17 protein-coding genes and 1 riboswitch are annotated in these 16438 nt (G+C 38.5%); of the genes, 4 read left to right on the top strand and 13 right to left on the bottom strand.

Going from position 1 to position 16438, the window contains the following annotated elements:
- Positions 1-55 precede the first annotated feature (55 nt).
- A complete protein-coding gene (locus PTRA_RS11995) occupies positions 56-1894 on the bottom strand; it encodes a TonB-dependent receptor domain-containing protein (RefSeq protein WP_058373944.1) in 1839 nt (612 codons plus the stop codon).
- A gap of 37 nt (positions 1895-1931) precedes the next feature.
- A riboswitch (cobalamin riboswitch) is annotated at positions 1932-2095 on the bottom strand.
- 237 nt (positions 2096-2332) lie between these two features.
- Positions 2333-2815 carry a YajQ family cyclic di-GMP-binding protein gene (locus PTRA_RS12000; protein WP_058373945.1) on the bottom strand — a complete coding sequence of 161 codons (483 nt, stop codon included), beginning with the start codon at positions 2813-2815 and terminating at the stop codon, positions 2333-2335.
- A gap of 162 nt (positions 2816-2977) precedes the next feature.
- On the opposite strand from PTRA_RS12000, the gene PTRA_RS12005 reads away from it, so the two are divergent.
- A complete protein-coding gene (locus PTRA_RS12005; RefSeq protein ID WP_058373946.1) occupies positions 2978-3328 on the top strand; it encodes a VanZ family protein in 351 nt (116 codons plus the stop codon).
- Positions 3321-4223 carry a ketopantoate reductase family protein gene (locus PTRA_RS12010; RefSeq protein ID WP_058373947.1) on the top strand — a complete coding sequence of 301 codons (903 nt, stop codon included), beginning with the start codon at positions 3321-3323 and terminating at the stop codon, positions 4221-4223. The genes PTRA_RS12005 and PTRA_RS12010 overlap by 8 nt, the downstream gene beginning before the upstream one ends.
- A 26-nt stretch (positions 4224-4249) precedes the next feature.
- Here PTRA_RS12010 and thiI read toward each other — a convergent pair whose 3' ends face one another.
- Both thiI and PTRA_RS12020 read right to left on the bottom strand, forming a co-directional pair.
- Positions 4250-5707 (bottom strand): tRNA uracil 4-sulfurtransferase ThiI, encoded by a 1458-nt coding sequence (thiI, locus tag PTRA_RS12015; protein WP_058373948.1) that lies wholly within the window; start codon positions 5705-5707, stop codon positions 4250-4252.
- Between the two features lie 72 nt (positions 5708-5779).
- Positions 5780-6448 (bottom strand): TetR/AcrR family transcriptional regulator, encoded by a 669-nt coding sequence (locus tag PTRA_RS12020; protein WP_058373949.1) that lies wholly within the window; start codon positions 6446-6448, stop codon positions 5780-5782.
- A gap of 186 nt (positions 6449-6634) precedes the next feature.
- On the opposite strand from PTRA_RS12020, the gene coaD reads away from it, so the two are divergent.
- A complete protein-coding gene (gene coaD, locus PTRA_RS12025; protein ID WP_058373950.1) occupies positions 6635-7129 on the top strand; it encodes a pantetheine-phosphate adenylyltransferase in 495 nt (164 codons plus the stop codon).
- A gap of 13 nt (positions 7130-7142) precedes the next feature.
- On the opposite strand, the gene PTRA_RS12030 is transcribed toward coaD, so the two are convergent.
- The 9 genes from PTRA_RS12030 to argC all read right to left on the bottom strand — a co-directional run bounded on the left by PTRA_RS12030 (position 7143) and on the right by argC (position 15048).
- Entirely contained in the window at positions 7143-7667 is a 525-nt protein-coding gene (locus PTRA_RS12030) for a hypothetical protein (protein ID WP_058373951.1), read from the bottom strand.
- Positions 7660-8133, bottom strand: coding sequence for a hypothetical protein (locus PTRA_RS12035; RefSeq protein ID WP_083497529.1), 474 nt, complete (start codon positions 8131-8133; stop codon positions 7660-7662). The genes PTRA_RS12030 and PTRA_RS12035 overlap by 8 nt, the downstream gene beginning before the upstream one ends.
- Before the next feature lie 64 nt (positions 8134-8197).
- Complete coding sequence (locus PTRA_RS12040; RefSeq protein ID WP_058373953.1) at positions 8198-8731, bottom strand: hypothetical protein; 534 nt, start codon at positions 8729-8731, stop codon at positions 8198-8200.
- Between the two features lie 21 nt (positions 8732-8752).
- On the bottom strand, positions 8753-8944 hold the full coding sequence (locus PTRA_RS12045) for a hypothetical protein (protein ID WP_058374597.1): 192 nt from the start codon (positions 8942-8944) through the stop codon (positions 8753-8755).
- A 271-nt stretch (positions 8945-9215) separates the two neighbouring features.
- Positions 9216-11081, bottom strand: a complete 1866-nt coding sequence (gene argH, locus PTRA_RS12050; RefSeq protein WP_011328944.1) for an argininosuccinate lyase — start codon at positions 11079-11081, stop codon at positions 9216-9218.
- A gap of 49 nt (positions 11082-11130) precedes the next feature.
- Complete coding sequence (locus tag PTRA_RS12055; RefSeq protein ID WP_058373954.1) at positions 11131-12333, bottom strand: argininosuccinate synthase; 1203 nt, start codon at positions 12331-12333, stop codon at positions 11131-11133.
- Positions 12330-13262 (bottom strand): ornithine carbamoyltransferase, encoded by a 933-nt coding sequence (locus tag PTRA_RS12060; RefSeq protein WP_058373955.1) that lies wholly within the window; start codon positions 13260-13262, stop codon positions 12330-12332. The genes PTRA_RS12055 and PTRA_RS12060 overlap by 4 nt, the downstream gene beginning before the upstream one ends.
- A 7-nt stretch (positions 13263-13269) precedes the next feature.
- A complete protein-coding gene (argB, locus tag PTRA_RS12065; protein ID WP_011328947.1) occupies positions 13270-14037 on the bottom strand; it encodes an acetylglutamate kinase in 768 nt (255 codons plus the stop codon).
- Positions 14038-15048, bottom strand: a complete 1011-nt coding sequence (argC, locus tag PTRA_RS12070; RefSeq protein ID WP_058373956.1) for an N-acetyl-gamma-glutamyl-phosphate reductase — start codon at positions 15046-15048, stop codon at positions 14038-14040.
- A 223-nt stretch (positions 15049-15271) separates the two neighbouring features.
- Here argC and argE point away from each other — a divergent pair, with 223 nt between their 5' ends.
- Complete coding sequence (gene argE / locus PTRA_RS12075; protein ID WP_058373957.1) at positions 15272-16426, top strand: acetylornithine deacetylase; 1155 nt, start codon at positions 15272-15274, stop codon at positions 16424-16426.
- Positions 16427-16438 lie beyond the last annotated feature (12 nt).

Here is a 16438-nt window from a genome sequence, read left to right on the forward strand (position 1 = left end):
CACAAAAAAGCTCGCTAATTTAGCGAGCTTTTAAGTTTAAACTACGTAGCACATATTAAAACTGGTATGCCGCACCAATAAATAAGCGTCGGTCCGCGGTGTTATAGTAATAAAACTCATCATTTATATAATCGCCATCTAAATCAACACCATAGGCATCAACTTCATCGTACTGCTTATCAAACAGGTTTTCGACCCGTAAAGAAAAGCTTAACTGCTCAGTTGCTTGATAGTTACCGACTAGGTTCCATAATGTATATGAAGATAAATCAGTTAATTTACCTTTTCTATCGCCACGATACTGCAAATCGATACCCGCATCAAAATCTCCCCACCCTTTATTTAAAGACCAGTTAAAGGTATTTTTTGATACATAAGCTAACTCTTGGCCCGTTTCTAAATCTTCTGCAGATAAGTAAGTGAAGTTAAATGCATGCTCAAAACCCATTAGCTGTTGCGAAAAGCTAAACTCAATGCCTTCATGGCGTGCTTCGTTTATATTTGTTGGCTGCCAAGGACCTGCAGGTGTTGGTGCCCAGGCTATTTTATTGTCAAAGTCATTACGGAAAATAGACACTTCTAAAGCAATATCTTGATAACTTAACAACAAACCTAATTCTTTATTTTCAGACGTTTCTGGTTTTAGCTCTGGGTTACCTGAACCTGGAAAATAAATATCATTAAAGGTAGGCGATTTAAAGCCCGTGCTTTGACTTGCTCTAAACGTAGCAAACTGATTTAAATGATAACCTACAGCTGCTGTATACGTGGTTTTATCACCAAATTGTTGGTCATGATCTTGGCGAACTGCGATATTAGCTAAAACCGTATTATCATCGTAATACGCACCTAAAAAGCCAGCAAAAACCTCACGGCTATCTTTATCATAATTACCTGCGTTGGTTTCTATTTTATCTTTGTACCAGTTCAAGCCACCATTAATATTAAGCTCATCTGAGACAATATACTGCCCAGTATAATCAATTTGATTTCGCTTAGTTTCGTACATACTAACCACACCTTCACTGGTGTTATCTTGGCTATCGCTAGAAAATGCGAGTGCTATATGGTGTATTTGATTTTCGTAGCTTTTATTCCACCCTAATGATACCTGATAGTTTTCAAAATCATTACTTTCATCACTGCTGTCTGCTGCACTGTACTGGTTATCGTAACGAGCATAACCTTCGTTATACTGAGTTTGTACGGTTAGCTTGCCTAAATAGTCATCGTTATAAGCGATATTGAAGCCAATATTTTTGTTCTCATAAGCGTCTTCATCTGGTGCATGGTTTTGCAGTACATCAAAACCATCGGTTTTTTCAATTCCAGCGTTAAATGATGCACTTAAATCATTTATATTTGTTCCACCCGCCACTTGGTAACTTTGATAAGCATTGCTGCCTAAAGTAGCATCTAAGCGAATATTATCGGCTGTACGAGTGATAATATTAATCACCCCAGCTAAGGCATCTGAGCCATAAACAGCAGCGCGAGAACCTTTAACAACTTCAATACGCTCAATAGTGTTAAGTGCAATATTGCTAATGCCTTTATAGCCAAGAGTAGCCGAGCCAACTCTAACACCATCAATTAAAATAAGCGTATGGCGTGAACTTGAACCGCGTAGCGAAACACCTGAATTTTGGCCGAAGCCACCATTTGAGTTAATTTGAAAACCAGCTTGAGAAGCCAACAAACTAGGTAAATCTCGCACATTACTTTTTTCAATATCAGCACGGTCAATTACGCTAACACTGGCCAGCACATTACTAATAGGTTGTTCGAATTTATTAGCTGTAACGGTAATTTTTTCGATTGGTTGCACTGTAGCAGATACTGTAAATGAAAGTGCAGCCGAAATTGCCACACCTAAAGCGGTTTTATTTAACATGATGTCCCCTACCTTTGCCCACCGCAAAGATGTTAATAAGTAAGATAACTTCAAGGCCGGTCTCCGGACTCAGTCAACACTATAATAGCTGCTAATACTTTACCGTTGCGGGGGCAGTGTTGGGGTTGTTATCGTCTTGAAACGCACCAACTTCCCGATTATCTTGCTGTTAATTTCAATACTTTGAAACGTATACAAAGGTATTAAGCAAGCACCTTGAAAATAGGTCGCTATTGTGAGTATTTTGTTTACAAATGTCAATAGACGTCTATATAGCCAAACCTTGGTTCTTAACAATATAAACCCTCAACAATCAATGTAAAAGAGTTAAATTACATATCACATTACTAATAGCAAAAAAGCCAAACCTCATTGCTGAGCTTGGCTTTTTTAAAACAAATTTTTAAAACTAGTCTCCTAGTCTCCTAATCTGCCTTATTAATCGCGGAAGTTTTTAAACTGAAATGGCTGGCCTAAATCGGCGCTGCGTACTACTTGCATAGCTTCTTGAAGATCATCTCGCTTTTTACCCGTTACGCGTACTTCTTCGCCTTGAATGGCGGCTTGTACTTTTACTTTTGAATCTTTAATGGCTTTAACTACTTTTTTAGCCATATCTTTTTCAATACCTTGCTTTAAACCAACGTTACGAAAAACATTTTTACCCGCACGGCTAATATCTTGCAATTCAAGGCTTGATACATCCATACCACGCTTAGAAATTTTACTCGCTAAAATATCAAATAATTGCATAACTTGAGAGTCAGCTTCGGCTTTAAGCTTAATTACTTTGTCATTTAGCTCAATCGATGCATCAACTCCTCTAAAGTCAAAGCGAGTTTCTAGTTCACGGTTTGCATTATCAACTGCGTTTCTAGCTTCGTTCATTTCTACTTCAGATACAATATCAAATGAAGGCATTGGTTTCTCCTAACTATTTAATCTTAATTTTATACTTAATTTATTAAAGCGATTATAACGCTAAAACTATAAATCTTTACACTTTTATGCATCTTGTTCAGGTGCGATACTAAATTGACTTGCTATACTACGGTTTCTTTTTAAGCGATTTTAGGATTTGTTGTGACAAGGCGTGTTTATCAAGCAATTTTTTTAATTAGTATTGTGGTGTTTACCTTTTTATTTGCGAAAGAAATAAAAGGGGTTGGCAACCTGTTTCCTCATGTTGATAAAGTAGCCCACTTTGGGATATTTTTCATCCTTGCCATAATAATGGACAGAGCGTTTAAGCTTCCTTTGTACATGCAGATACTTTTACTTGCCAGCTATGGTGCATCAATTGAAATAATGCAAGGCACACTCCCTTACAGGCAAGCATCAATCGCAGATTTTATTGCAGATTTTGCCGGTGCAGCTAGCTACTTTATAATCAAAGCAATTTTAACCCCACGTAAAAAGAACTCTCATGGCTAAAATTCTTATTATTGGCGACGGCGCAATAGGCTTATTATTTGCCCACTTTTTAAGTGCGCAGCATAGTGTAAGCGTGTTAACCCGAAAAAGTACTAATAACACCCGCTTTTACAGTAGTGACAACAGTGCTTCACAAAAAATAAATGCCTCTTTTATTTCATTAAATGAGCTTAATAGCTTACCTAAATTTGATGTGTTTTTATTTACGGTAAAAGCTTTTCAGGTGCAAAGCGCATTTGCACAAGTAAAACAGTATTTGCCTCAGCATTGCTCTGTTGTGCTTTCGCATAACGGTATGGGCAATGTAGAACAGTTAAAATGTGAGCTTAATGAGCACCAAGCGCTTTATTTTTTAACGACCAGTATGGCTGGATTTAAATCAAACCAATATATAGTACAGCACACTGGTAATGGGCAAAGTGCAATTGGCGGATGCAATAGCTTAGGCCTTGAAAACAGCAAAATTATGGCGGATCAATTAACTGCAATCCCCCTTTTAAATGTGTCTCAGAATATTGAGCAGCTACGTTTTAATAAGTTATTAGTTAACATAGCAATAAATCCGTTAAGTGCGCTACATAACATTAAAAATGGTCAGTTGCGCGAGCCTCAATATTGCTCAATTATAATTAACCTACTAACCGAAGCATGTAATATTGCTAAGGCAAAAAACCTTGATGTAACGTTAATCAATGCACTGAGCAGTGCGTATGATGTGATGACACGTACTGCAGAGAACTTCTCATCTATGCAGCAAGATGTTGCTCACAATAGAGCAACCGAAATAATGGCGATTTGTGGGTACATTAGCGAGCAAGGCAAGCTTTATAATATAAAAACCCCTTTTAACGATGAGCTTTTAGCTAAAATTGAAGCAAAAAAAAGCGCGGTATAAACCACGCTATTTAATATCGTTAACTTTTACGGGCGATATACCTTTACTGTAGTAAAGCCTTGTTCGTGTAAAATAAGCGCTTGTAACTGGCTCATTACACCTCTATCGCAATACAAGTAATAGTCTTTATCTTTTGGTAAATCACCAAACTTAGTTGCTAAGCGAAAAAACGGCAAATGCACCACTTCTATAGCGTCAATTTCCAGTGGTGCGGCTTCTTCTTCCTCTGGAGAGCGAATATCAATCACTACTGCACCGGCAGGCAAATCGGCAACCGACTCAGCTTCTTTTAGCTCCTGCTTAGCTTCTACATCAATATCACGCACATCCATTACTCGTGCGTTTTCTATTACAGTATTAAGAATATCAAAGTCGAACTTCTCTTCTTCTGCTTTAATTACTTCTATTTTAGCTTTAACTGTTGGCTTTTTAGAAATAACACCACAGTATTCTGGCATCGTTTCGGCCATTTCGGCCGTACCAATTTGACGTGCAATATTAATAATTTCTTGTTTATCGTGTTGAATTAACGGGCGCAAAATAAGAGTTTCGGTTACGCGGTCAATAACACTTAAATTTGCTAATGTTTGGCTAGAAACTTGACCAATACTTTCACCAGTTACCAAGGCTTGAATATTTAGTTTTTCGGCCACTTTACTGCCTGCGCGCATCATCATGCGTTTAAGCACCACACCCATTTGGCTGTTTTCAATATTTTCTAATATTTCTGCTACTACAGGTTCAAAATCAACGGTAATAAATTTAACTTTATGAGTTGAGCTGTATTTATTCCACAAGTAGTAGCTCGCTTGTTTAACACCAATTTCGTGTGCGGCGCCGCCTAAATTGAAAAACAAAAAGTGCGTACGAGCGCCTTTGCGGATCATTTGATAACTGGCTACACCCGAATCAAAACCGCCAGACATAAGCGATAACACATCTTCTTGTGTTGGCAGCGGGAAGCCTGCCATGCCTAGGTGTGTATGCGATACTATGTAGGCTTTCTCGTCTTTTATTTCAAGGCGTATTGTTACTTCTGGATGGCTTAGCTTTACGCTTGCACCGGCAACATGCTGATTTAGTCCACCGCCCACATAACGCTCTAACTCCGTTGAAGTAAAGTCATGCTTACCAATACGTTTAGCGCGTACACAAAACGTTTTACCTTCAATGGTGTGACCAACTAATTCAATGGTTTTTTTATAAATATCGTCAAGCGTTTCAAAGCTCGTTTCGGTTACTTCAATAAACTGCACAATACCCGGAATTCGCGCTAGGCTGTCAATAAAAGTGGCACGTGTTTGCTCACCTTCTAGTAGGGTAACTACTGAGATATTGTCCCAGTTATTTCTAACTTGTACTTTTTCGTCAATACGGCGCAGTACAATCTTAATGTTATTTTCTAACACTTTAGTAAAGCGTTTACGAACCGAGCGGCTTTTGATGGCAATTTCAGGATGTAGTTTGACGATAAATTTAAGCATAGTTCACTCTTAGACTGCGGGAATTCGCGCTCCCAGGCATTGGGCGCGCGATTATAGCAAAAAAATTAACGCCTAGGAACTAAGAGCAGCGGGAATACTTGGGGCTGAGTGAGCAAGTTGCGTGTATTTTTCGCGTAACTGGTTCATTTTATCGCTACTTTTATCTGTACTATAGGCTCTAAATAAAGTTAATACTTTTAAAATACCATGATAAATATCTTGCTCAGCAAGTGCACCGCTGAGCCTGCGGGCTTTAATATAAGGGGTCCAAAAACTAACTGTTAATTTAAGCGTGTGTGCAAGTTCGAGCGCATCTTGCTCGTTAATCGCAATCATTTCACTATCGCGTAAACCAAGTATTATTTTACGCACCTGTTCTAAAAGCTCTAGTTGAAAATCAATATAAGCCTGCTTTAGCTGCGTATCTCGCGCCAAAATATCGCCTAAATTGTCGTAAAAAAAGTGGTAGCGCCACATCAGTTCAAATAACGAATCTAGATATACCGTTAACTGACTAAATGCATCATCATTTTTATTTATAGGTTTAAAATGAGTGCTCAAGTGCTCACTATACAGCGCAAAAATATGGCGAATAATGTCTTCTTTATTTTTAAAGTGGTAGTAAAGATTACCCGGGCTCATGTTTAAATGCGAGGCTATATGATTAGTTGATATCGCTCGTTCACCATGCTCATTAAACAATGAAATACTGGTGTGTATTATTTTATCCTTGGTATTCATATACTAACACTCTATTTTATTCAACAAGTTACATTTCGCACAATAAGTTATCTAGTATAAACAAAAACAGCATAATTAAACACTCTGTGTAATAGCTTAGTCGTGATAATTAAAGCCACTTACTAGGCTGATTTGTATAAAAAACACTGTTACACTAATGCTAAAAATAATACATAGCGATACTTTATGAAAATCACTGCAATTTATCCAGGTACTTTTGATCCGCTAACTAACGGACACACTGATCTAATTCAACGTGCCTCAAAAATGTTTGATACTGTTATCCTTGCTATTGCTCACAACCCTAGTAAACAACCTTGTTTTAACCTTGATGAGCGTGTAGCTCTAGCTAATACTCTTTTAAGCCATATAGATAATGTAAAAGTAATAGGATTTTCAGGGTTACTTGCTGATTTGGCACGCGATCATAATGCTAATGTATTAATTAGAGGCATAAGAGCGGTTTCTGATTTTGATTATGAGTTTCAGCTAGCGAATATGAATCGACGCCTAAACCCAGATTTAGAAAGTGTATTTTTAACTCCATCAGAGCGAAATTCGTTTATTTCGTCAACCTTAGTAAAAGAAGTTGCACGCCATAATGGTGATGTAAGCGAATTTGTAGACCCTATTGTAATGGCTGCACTCAATAAAAAGCTAGGTTGCAGCTACAGCAAATAAACTAACGAGCGCATTACTTAAGTGCGCTATTCAAACTATTAACTCGCATTTTTGTTTTATTATATATCCAGGCTAACCCTAATAAATCTTTATTAATAATCAGCACCAAAGCCATTAGTAAGTCAATTGAGATAGTACCTATAACGTATACAGCCCAAAACCACCAATAATCAATATTACCAATAATAACAGTGTCATAATGCATGCCTAAAAATAGCATCGCATTAATGCTCATTCCTGTAATTAAATATATAAGTGCCGTAGGGATCGTAAACTTTGTTTTAATACCCCAAATTATTACTATTAATATGGTAACAATATCAAACATAAAATAATCTAAATAGGTAACTGTTTTTAAGCTTAGTACTGCACTAGAAGAGTAAGAAACCATCATAATAAGCGATAGCTGTACCCTACTTTTATCAGGTTTATTAATACTCGACGATAAATTAAATAAAAAGGCGATTAGAAATAGCCAAGTAACAAAGGCGCTTATGTTTTCACCTAAATCAACAATAAACCTTAAAAAATCAATCATTCGAGTTTATACCCACACAGCTATTATCATCTTTGCCTATTAATCTTAGAACAGATGATTTTAGCTTTATCAAACCCAAAAAGTCTTTATTTATAAAAAGCACTGTAATCATGAGTAAATCGATAACGTTAACGCCAATTGAATAAACACTCCAAAGCCACCACTCGTCAATATTATTTAATACATACAAGTCGTAATACATCACTAACATTAACGACGAATTGAGCGTTAAACCAATTAAAATATAATTAATAGCGGGGCAATTCTTTATTGAAGAGGTTTTAAAGTAAACAATTAATAATACTGTAATTGTTAATAAATCATAAAGAGTAAAATTGAGGTATACATTGCTTAATATAGAAAGTACTTCACTCATGGAGTACGAGAAAAGCATAATGCCTGCAATATATAAAAGTGACTTATTTGTGTTATTTATACTTGAAGCTAAGCAAAATAAAAAAGCCATTAAAAAGCCCCATTGAATAAATGCACTTATATAATCGGCCAAAATAAAGTCTACGTACATATAATTAAGGGGTATAATTTATTTTAGATTTTTTGAATAAAGACAAGGTTTTGTTTTTTAGCTTGTGTAAGCCAAGAAAGTCTCGATCGACAATTAGAGCAACTATCATTAATAGATCTATTATATTTACCGAGAAAGTATAAACATCCCAAAAAAGCCAGGGCTCTCGGTTTCCACTTACATATATATCAAAATACATACATAGGCTAAATATAGAGTTTAGTACTAACCCTAGAATGATATATAAAAAAGAACAGGTTGTTTTTTTTGTCACGAAATAAGCTAAAGCTAGTATGAAAATAGTCGCATAGTCATATAAAGCCCAATCTAAATATACTGAATTTCGAACTGACAACCAAGTAAAAAAGTAATCTGAGATTGTATACGAAGCCATCATGATAAATGAACTGAGCAATAAGGTTGTATTTCTTTTTACACCTAATGAAAAAACAAAGGTGTTAAAAAAAAATGCCATCAAAAACCCCCAAGAGGCAAAAGCTGACAACGAAAACAAACCAAAAAACTCAGTTAGAAACATTTAGTACCCATTTATTATCTCTTATTTAGGACGAACAACTATCACTCCACCACGCTGAAGTTCTGTACCGCTAGCCGCCATAGCTTCTTGAGAGAAGCTTACTGTATCAGATTGCAGGGTTTTAGGGCTAGCAGTTTGTTCCATTGCTGGCTTTAATTGTTGCGTTTTATTGTATGCTTGCATTTGTAGTTGGCTGTTAGCTGAAACTTGCATGTGATTATTCCTTGTAAGTGTTTTTGTATTATTGGCGTAATCTTGTATTACACCTTTAAAAGGGGTAATTAAATCTACCTTATATTTAGCAGCAACCTTCTCATCAAGACTGTTACTGCATTTTACACTTGTAACAAAAGCAACCACTGTGCCAACTTTTAATTGACAGTTAAAAATAACCATAAAACTTTATACTTATACCTAAAGTGAGTGTTTTTTACCCATAAAAAAACGCACGAGGGTAACCCGTACGTTTTTACATCTAGGGAGTTTAAGCCACGAATTTACACGGGATCTCCGCTTTATTACTTAGCTTTAAAATATATTCCATTGCTACTTCATCGCAGTTTTCTTTACGTAAACAAAGCTCACAATCTTTCATTACTTTTTCTGGTAAGCTTTCTTTGGTACAAAAGCTAAAACGCTGTTTTTCAAAAAAATCGGGGACTCGGGTTAGCACTATTACTCTATTTAACGCCAATTTTTTGGCTTTCGCTAATAAATGCTCAACTAGCTGCCGCCCTTGTCCTGATACTGCGCTTTGTGGATCTATACCCAAAGAACGAATTTCCGCCAAACCTGTGTCGTAAATATACAGTGAAGCACACCCAGATACTTTACCGTTAATTTCGGTAACAGCAAATTCGTTAATCGAATGCACCATATCGCTTTTAGCGCGTGGTAGGTTTTCGCCTACCGTAGCCCAATGCTGAACCAGTTTAGCTATCGACTCAACATCGTCTAAATTAGCATCACGAACCGTTATTTGCTGTTTTTTTTTCGCTGCTTTAATAGCGCTGGTTACTTGTTCAATTGATGTTCCGCCAAGTGCTTGACGCGCTTTAATACAGGCGTCAATTTCTAGTACCGGATAAACATCATCTGCAAATACATCACTTACCGATTTATATTGCTCAAGCGATAAGTCTTCCAGTGTTTTACCTTCACTAATGGCCAACTGTACCAGCACACCTACAATATGGTGCCCTTCTCTAAAAGGTACGCCCTTAGCTACTAAGTAGTCAGCAAGCTCAGTTGCATTTGCATGGCCACCTTTTGCCGCTGCAAGTGTACGTTCGCCTTTTACTTTAATTCCTTTAATACACGCTTGTGCCATATGAATACAGGCAAGCCACGTTGGCATAGCGTCAAATATGCCCTCTTTATCTTCTTGCATATCTTTATTATAAGCAAGTGGCAGTGCTTTTAGGGTCATCATCATGGCGCTAAACGCACCAAAAACACGTCCGGTTTTACCACGAATTAGTTCCAGTGCATCAGGGTTCTTTTTTTGTGGCATTAACGACGAGCCCGATGTCACATTATCTGCAAGCTCTATAAATCCGGCTTCGCCTGAGTTATAAAAAATAAGATCTTCTGACATACGCGATAAGTGAATCATCGAAATAGACGCACAACTTAATAGCTCTACTACAAAATCACGATCAGATACGCCATCAAGGCTATTTTTAGTGGCTCCTGTAAAGCCTAAACCTTGTGCCAATGCTTGACGATCAATAGGATAAGCCGTACCCGCTAATGCACCACTGCCCAGTGGGCAAAAGTTCATCCGCGCTTTAGCATCTTGCAGGCGGCTTTCATCACGCTCTAGCATTTCTACGTAAGCCATACACCAGTGACTAAACAATACCGGTTGTGCACGTTGTAAATGCGTATAACCAGGTAAAATAGTCCCTAGCTCACGCTCTGCTAATGCAACAAACTCACCCTTTAACTGGGCAATAGCTTTTAAAATATGATCGGCAGTGTCGCGACACCACAATCTAAAATCGGTGGCTACTTGGTCATTACGGCTGCGCCCTGTATGTAATTTTTTAGCTAAATCACCTACTTTTTCGATTAACGCAGCTTCAACATGTGAATGAATATCTTCTGCGCCTGAAGTTGCTACCGCTTGTGGATCTGCTTTTACTTCTTCAAGCAGTTGGTATAATGCTGCAACTAATTCTTGGTGCTCGTCACTTGATAACACATTAACTTGCTCAAGTGCGCCAGCCCATGCAACAGAGCCTATAATATCTTGCTCTGCTAATTGATAATCGAAAGGAAGAGAGTCGTTAAATTGCTTAAACGCCTCGTCTGGACCCGTAGAAAAACGCCCGCCCCATAATGCCATGAAATCTCTCCAAACCCGATATTGCCCCTTTTAACAAGGGGCGTAAAAATTACTTTTTAGCTAATGCTTTTATTCTGCTTGAAAGCGAGAATAAACGAATAAAGCCTTCTGCGTGTGATTGGTCGTACACATCATCTTCACCAAAGGTAGCAAACGCTTCGCTGTATAAGCTGTGTGGCGACTGTTTTTGCACTGCGGTAACTTGGCCTTTGTATAGCTTAAGCACAACTTCACCTGTTGCATCTTTAGAAAGCGCTTCAGCACCAGCTAAAATAGAGTCTTTAAGTGGTGTAAACCAACGACCGTCATACACTAAATGTGCAAACTCGCCACCCAGTACTTCTTTCCACTTACGGCTTGCTTTATCAAGCACTAGTTCGTCAATGGCTTGCAGTGCCGCCATCATTACAGTACCACCTGGGGTTTCGTAACAACCGCGCGATTTCATACCCACTAAACGGTTTTCTACAATATCAACACGACCAACACCATGCACAGAGGCAATATCGTTTAATTTAACTAAACAATCGTATGGTTTAAGCTGCTCACCGTTTACTGCAACAACTTCACCTTCAACTACATTTAGTGTTACTAGTTCAGCTTTATCTGGCGCTTGCTCTGGAGAGTTTGTCCAGGTCCACACTTTTTCACTTGGTTGGCACCATGGATCTTCAAGTTCGCCGCCTTCGTGCGAAATATGCCATGCGTTTGCATCACGGCTATAAATTTTTGTAGCCGATGCCGAACATGGAATATCGCGCTCAGCTAAGTAATCTAGCAATGACTCACGGCTTGATAAATCCCACTCACGCCATGGTGCAATTACTTGTAAATCAGGGGCAAGCGCTGCAAAACACGATTCAAAACGTACTTGGTCGTTACCTTTACCAGTACAACCATGAGAAAGTGCATCGGCACCCACTTTACGCGCAATTTCTACCTGTGCTTTAGCAATAATTGGGCGCGCCATAGACGTACCTAATAAATAAGTACCTTCGTAAATTGAGCCTGTTTTTAGCGTAGGATAAATGTAATCACTTACCATTTCGTCTTTTAAGTCAACTACATAACACTCAGAAGCACCCGATGCGATAGCTTTAGCTTCTACGCCTTCAAGCTCCTCTGCACCTTGGCCAACATCGGCCACAAAGGCAATAACTTCACAGCCGTAATTTTCTTTTAACCATGGCACAATGGCCGACGTATCAAGTCCACCTGAATAGGCTAAAACGACTTTTTTAAATGAACTCATAGGTGTTCCTTAACAAAATTTGGATTTAATAATGTAACTAGCAGAGCGTTTTGCGCATGCATACGATTCTCGGCTTGTTGTATAATTTTTGACGCTGGACCGTCCATTACCTCAGAGGTAATTTCGAACTCACGGTGTGCCGGTTGGCAATGTAACACTGTTGTTGCACCGGTTTGCTCTAATAATGCTTTATTTAATTGATAAGGCATGTATTTTTCTTTCACTAACTCAAGTGGTGTGGTGTCGCCCATTGATACCCAAGTGTCGGCGTATACTGCGTTTGCACCAACAGCAGCTTCTACTCTGTCGCTCACCATTACTGATGCACCATTCATTGCTGCTATTTGTTCCGCTTTTTTCAGAATTTGTGAATCTGGAGAACATCCTTTAGGCGTAACGGCAACAAAGTCTGTGCCTAATGTTGCAGCAAGTAACATTAATGAATGCGTTACGTTGTTGCCCTCACCTAAATAAGCTAACTTTAATTGACTCACATCGCCATGCACTTCTTGTAGTGTTAAAAAGTCGGCAAGTGCTTGGCAAGGATGATATAAATCACACAAGCTATTAACTACTGGCACCGATGAATACTGCGCTAATGTGGTTAATGTACAGTGCTGGTTTACGCGCGCTACAATACCGTCTGCCCATGTAGAAATATTAAGAGCAAAATCTTTTACCGACTCACGTGCACCCATTGCGCCATTTTGTTGATCTAAATACACGGCATGGCCGCCTAAGCGATTTATACCAATATCAAACGATAAACGTGTACGTAAGCTTTGCTTTTCAAATAAAGTAACCACTGACTTACCAGCTAATACTTGGCTGTATTTTTTAGGATTTGCTTTAATATCTTGCGCTAGCTTTAATAAATTAAGTGCGCCTTGTTGGTCTAATTCTAAACCCGTTAAAAAATTCTCAAACATAATAAACCTATGGTGTAATTTTAGTTCCGACATGCTTGCCTTGCAGCAAAGCTGTTAAGTTTTCTGGCTTTTGCCAGCTGGAAATATACACACCGCGTCGTAAGTGTTGGGCAGCGTGAAGACTGGTCTTAACTTTGACCTCCATCCCGCCCACAATTACTCCTTCATTTATTAAAGTATCAATGTGTTTTGTGTCTAGTTGATGTAAAGGCTGCTTATTTGCATCAAGCACAGCTTCAACATCGGTCATAAATATTAGTTCTGCGTTTAAGTTATTGGCAATTGCAGCGGCGGCTTCGTCAGCATTAACGTTATACCAAAGGCCTTGTAGGTCAAAACCAATTGAGCTGACAATTGGCATACGGCCAATTTTTAGTAAATCGTTAATAATCGAATCATCGTTACTGGTGCATTTACCCACTAAACATAATGCTTTTAGCTTTTGCGTAGCAGTAACACCGGCTTCGTACAAACTTAAACCAACTGGTTTATGGCCAGCATTAATTGCCGCACTCATTAATTGTTTATTAGCACAACCTGCAAGCGCGCCAACTATGTAAGGCATTTGCTCTTTAGGGCTAATACGTAAACCTTGATGCTTTGCGCTAGCAAAACCAGCGTCTTTAAGCCAAGTGTCTACAAGCGCGCCTCCGCCATGCACAATGACAAACTGCGCGTTGTGCTGCTCATTAAGTACTGAAAATAATGCTTTAGCCGCGTTTTCGGTATTAAGTACAGCGCCACCAAGTTTAATTACCCAGGTTTTTTTACTCATTTAAAACGATCCTTTTAAGCCTGTGGTATGCGCCAATCCCATTGATAAATTAATACACTGCAAAGCTTGCCCTGCAGCACCTTTTAATAAATTATCAATGGCAGCTATAACAATTAACTGTGTGCCTTGTTGCTGCCAGCCAATATCTACATATGGCTGTTTAGCTACGCCTTTAATTGAGGGGATTTTATCGCCCAGCAAACGAATTAACGGCTCATCGGCAAGTACTTGGTACGCTTGTGTTACTTGCTCAATGGTGATATTAGGTTTTAATTGCACATAAATAGTTTCTAAAATACCACGTGGGAAGTTACCTAAATGCGGTGTAAATAAAACATCGTGACCAAGGTGTTGCTCTATTTCAGGGCCATGACGATGATTAAATAAACCATAAGGGGCAAGCGATACTTCGCAAAAATGAGTACCAATGCTAGCTTTACGTCCTGCGCCGGTTACACCCGATACCGCATTAATTATAATTGTTTGCTCAGTTAATAAGTCGGCCTGCTGCAAAGGCTTAAGCGCATTAAGCGCAGCCGTAGGGTAACAACCAGCTACAGCTACTAATTGCGCCGCGGCAATAGCATCGCTATTCCACTCAGCCAAACCATAAGCAGCTTGATCTAATAACTCTGGATGTTGATGCTCAAAGCCATAATAAGTAACGTAGTCGTCATTGCTCGCAAGGCGATACCCACCAGATAAATCAAATACCTTTTTACCCATGGCTAAAAAACGCGGCGCTAAATCTACGCTTACTTTATGATCGGTACATAAGCACACGTAATCGGCACTGTTTTCAATATCGCTAAAAGCAGATTCACTAAGAGGTAGTAAAGGCTGATCGAGTAGCCCTAAGTGTTCGGGGTATAAATCACTCAGCAGTTTATTTTTATCTAAGCTACCTTGAGATACATAACAGCCAGTTAAAATTAGTTTAGGGTGCTTAGCAACTAAACTTGCTAGTTCTGCGCCGCTATAACCGCTTGCGCCAATAATCACTACATTCATTGTTTACTCGTTATTTAAAATTATTACTACTTATCCATGTTGTTCGCTTAAACTAGCTCTGAGGCTAATTAAGACTTTAATTTATTAATGAATGTTGATTATCGTCGTATTATTTTCATGGCGCTACTTTTAAAATATTTATGCTTAAAAAGTGAATTGATATTCATCATAAATACTTTTATATTGTTATGCAATTAAATTGATTACTTATTTTGGATTTTTTATGTCTTTACCTTCATTTATTTCTATGTACCAACAATTAATTGCAGCACCTTCTATTAGTGCCATTGAAGATAGCCTGTGTATGAGTAATAAAAATGTTATTGAATTACTGGCACAATGGTGTGAAAGCTTAGGCTTTAGCTGTGAAATAATTGAATTAGAAGGCGGCAAAGGTCGCTATAATTTATTAGCTAAACGCGGTAAAGGCGATGGTGGATTAATGCTCGCTGGCCATACCGATACAGTGCCATTTGACGATAGCCGCTGGAATCATAATCCATTTAAATTGACCGAGCACAACAACAAACTATATGGCTTAGGTAGTATTGATATGAAAGGCTTTTTTGCTTTTGTACTGCAAGCTATTAGTGAACTTGATGAAAAACAGCAAACTCAGCCTATTTTGATCTTAGCCACCGCCGATGAAGAAACAACAATGGCCGGTGCTCAACAAATTTGTAAACATCCAAATTTAAAACCGGATCGCTGTATAATTGGCGAACCCACTGATATGACTCCGGTATTTACACATAAAGGACATATGAGCACCGCAATTAGAGTAGTCGGACGCTCAGGCCATAGCTCAGATCCCGAACGTGGTGTTAACGCCATCGAAGTAATGCACAAAGTGATTACAAAACTACTGATCTTAAAAGAACAGTTAAAGCATAAATATTCAATAGAGCACTTTGAAATACCCTATCCAACCTTAAATTTTGGTAATATTCATGGCGGCGACAACGCGAACCGAATTTGTGGTTGCTGCGAAATGCATATAGATATGCGCCCATTACCGGGCTTAAGCATGCAAGAACTGCAAATGTTAGTACTTGATGCAACTCACGAAATAAACCAGCAATACCCAAATGCCGTAAGCGTAATTGATTTACACGAACCAATCCCGGCATTTACTGGTAGCACCGATAGCGCTTTGGTTAAACTAGCCGAAAAAATAGCGGGGCAAAAAGCGATAGCGGTAAACTACTGTACTGAAGCGCCATTTATTCAACAGCTTGGTTGTGAAACCATAGTAATGGGCCCCGGCTCTATAAACCAAGCGCACCAACCTGATGAGTTTTTAGCAATGGAAAAAATTAAGCCTTCACAGCAAATTATCACTAATATAATTAAAGCGAGTTGCTTTAGCTTTTCTTAATTGCCATTGTAA

Origin of the sequence: Pseudoalteromonas translucida KMM 520, from assembly GCF_001465295.1 — a bacterium.
GTDB lineage: Bacteria > Pseudomonadota > Gammaproteobacteria > Enterobacterales > Alteromonadaceae > Pseudoalteromonas > Pseudoalteromonas translucida.

Bases quoted from the DNA above. Each gene is read 5' to 3' on its own strand.
- PTRA_RS12040 (WP_058373953.1), bottom strand. From the start codon at position 8,731: ATGTTTCTAACTGAGTTTTTTGGTTTGTTTTCGTTGTCAGCTTTTGCC.
- PTRA_RS12000 (WP_058373945.1), bottom strand. From the start codon at position 2,815: ATGCCTTCATTTGATATTGTATCTGAAGTAGAAATGAACGAAGCTAGA.
- argC (WP_058373956.1), bottom strand. From the start codon at position 15,048: ATGAATGTAGTGATTATTGGCGCAAGCGGTTATAGCGGCGCAGAACTA.
- PTRA_RS12020 (WP_058373949.1), bottom strand. From the start codon at position 6,448: ATGAATACCAAGGATAAAATAATACACACCAGTATTTCATTGTTTAAT.
- argE (WP_058373957.1), top strand. From the start codon at position 15,272: ATGTCTTTACCTTCATTTATTTCTATGTACCAACAATTAATTGCAGCA.
- PTRA_RS12055 (WP_058373954.1), bottom strand. From the start codon at position 12,333: ATGAGTTCATTTAAAAAAGTCGTTTTAGCCTATTCAGGTGGACTTGAT.
- thiI (WP_058373948.1), bottom strand. From the start codon at position 5,707: ATGCTTAAATTTATCGTCAAACTACATCCTGAAATTGCCATCAAAAGC.
- argB (WP_011328947.1), bottom strand. From the start codon at position 14,037: ATGAGTAAAAAAACCTGGGTAATTAAACTTGGTGGCGCTGTACTTAAT.
- coaD (WP_058373950.1), top strand. From the start codon at position 6,635: ATGAAAATCACTGCAATTTATCCAGGTACTTTTGATCCGCTAACTAAC.
- PTRA_RS12010 (WP_058373947.1), top strand. From the start codon at position 3,321: ATGGCTAAAATTCTTATTATTGGCGACGGCGCAATAGGCTTATTATTT.
- argH (WP_011328944.1), bottom strand. From the start codon at position 11,081: ATGGCATTATGGGGCGGGCGTTTTTCTACGGGTCCAGACGAGGCGTTT.
- PTRA_RS12045 (WP_058374597.1), bottom strand. From the start codon at position 8,944: ATGCAAGTTTCAGCTAACAGCCAACTACAAATGCAAGCATACAATAAA.
- PTRA_RS12060 (WP_058373955.1), bottom strand. From the start codon at position 13,262: ATGTTTGAGAATTTTTTAACGGGTTTAGAATTAGACCAACAAGGCGCA.
- PTRA_RS12030 (WP_058373951.1), bottom strand. From the start codon at position 7,667: ATGATTGATTTTTTAAGGTTTATTGTTGATTTAGGTGAAAACATAAGC.
- PTRA_RS12035 (WP_083497529.1), bottom strand. From the start codon at position 8,133: ATGGCTTTTTTATTTTGCTTAGCTTCAAGTATAAATAACACAAATAAG.
- PTRA_RS11995 (WP_058373944.1), bottom strand. From the start codon at position 1,894: ATGTTAAATAAAACCGCTTTAGGTGTGGCAATTTCGGCTGCACTTTCA.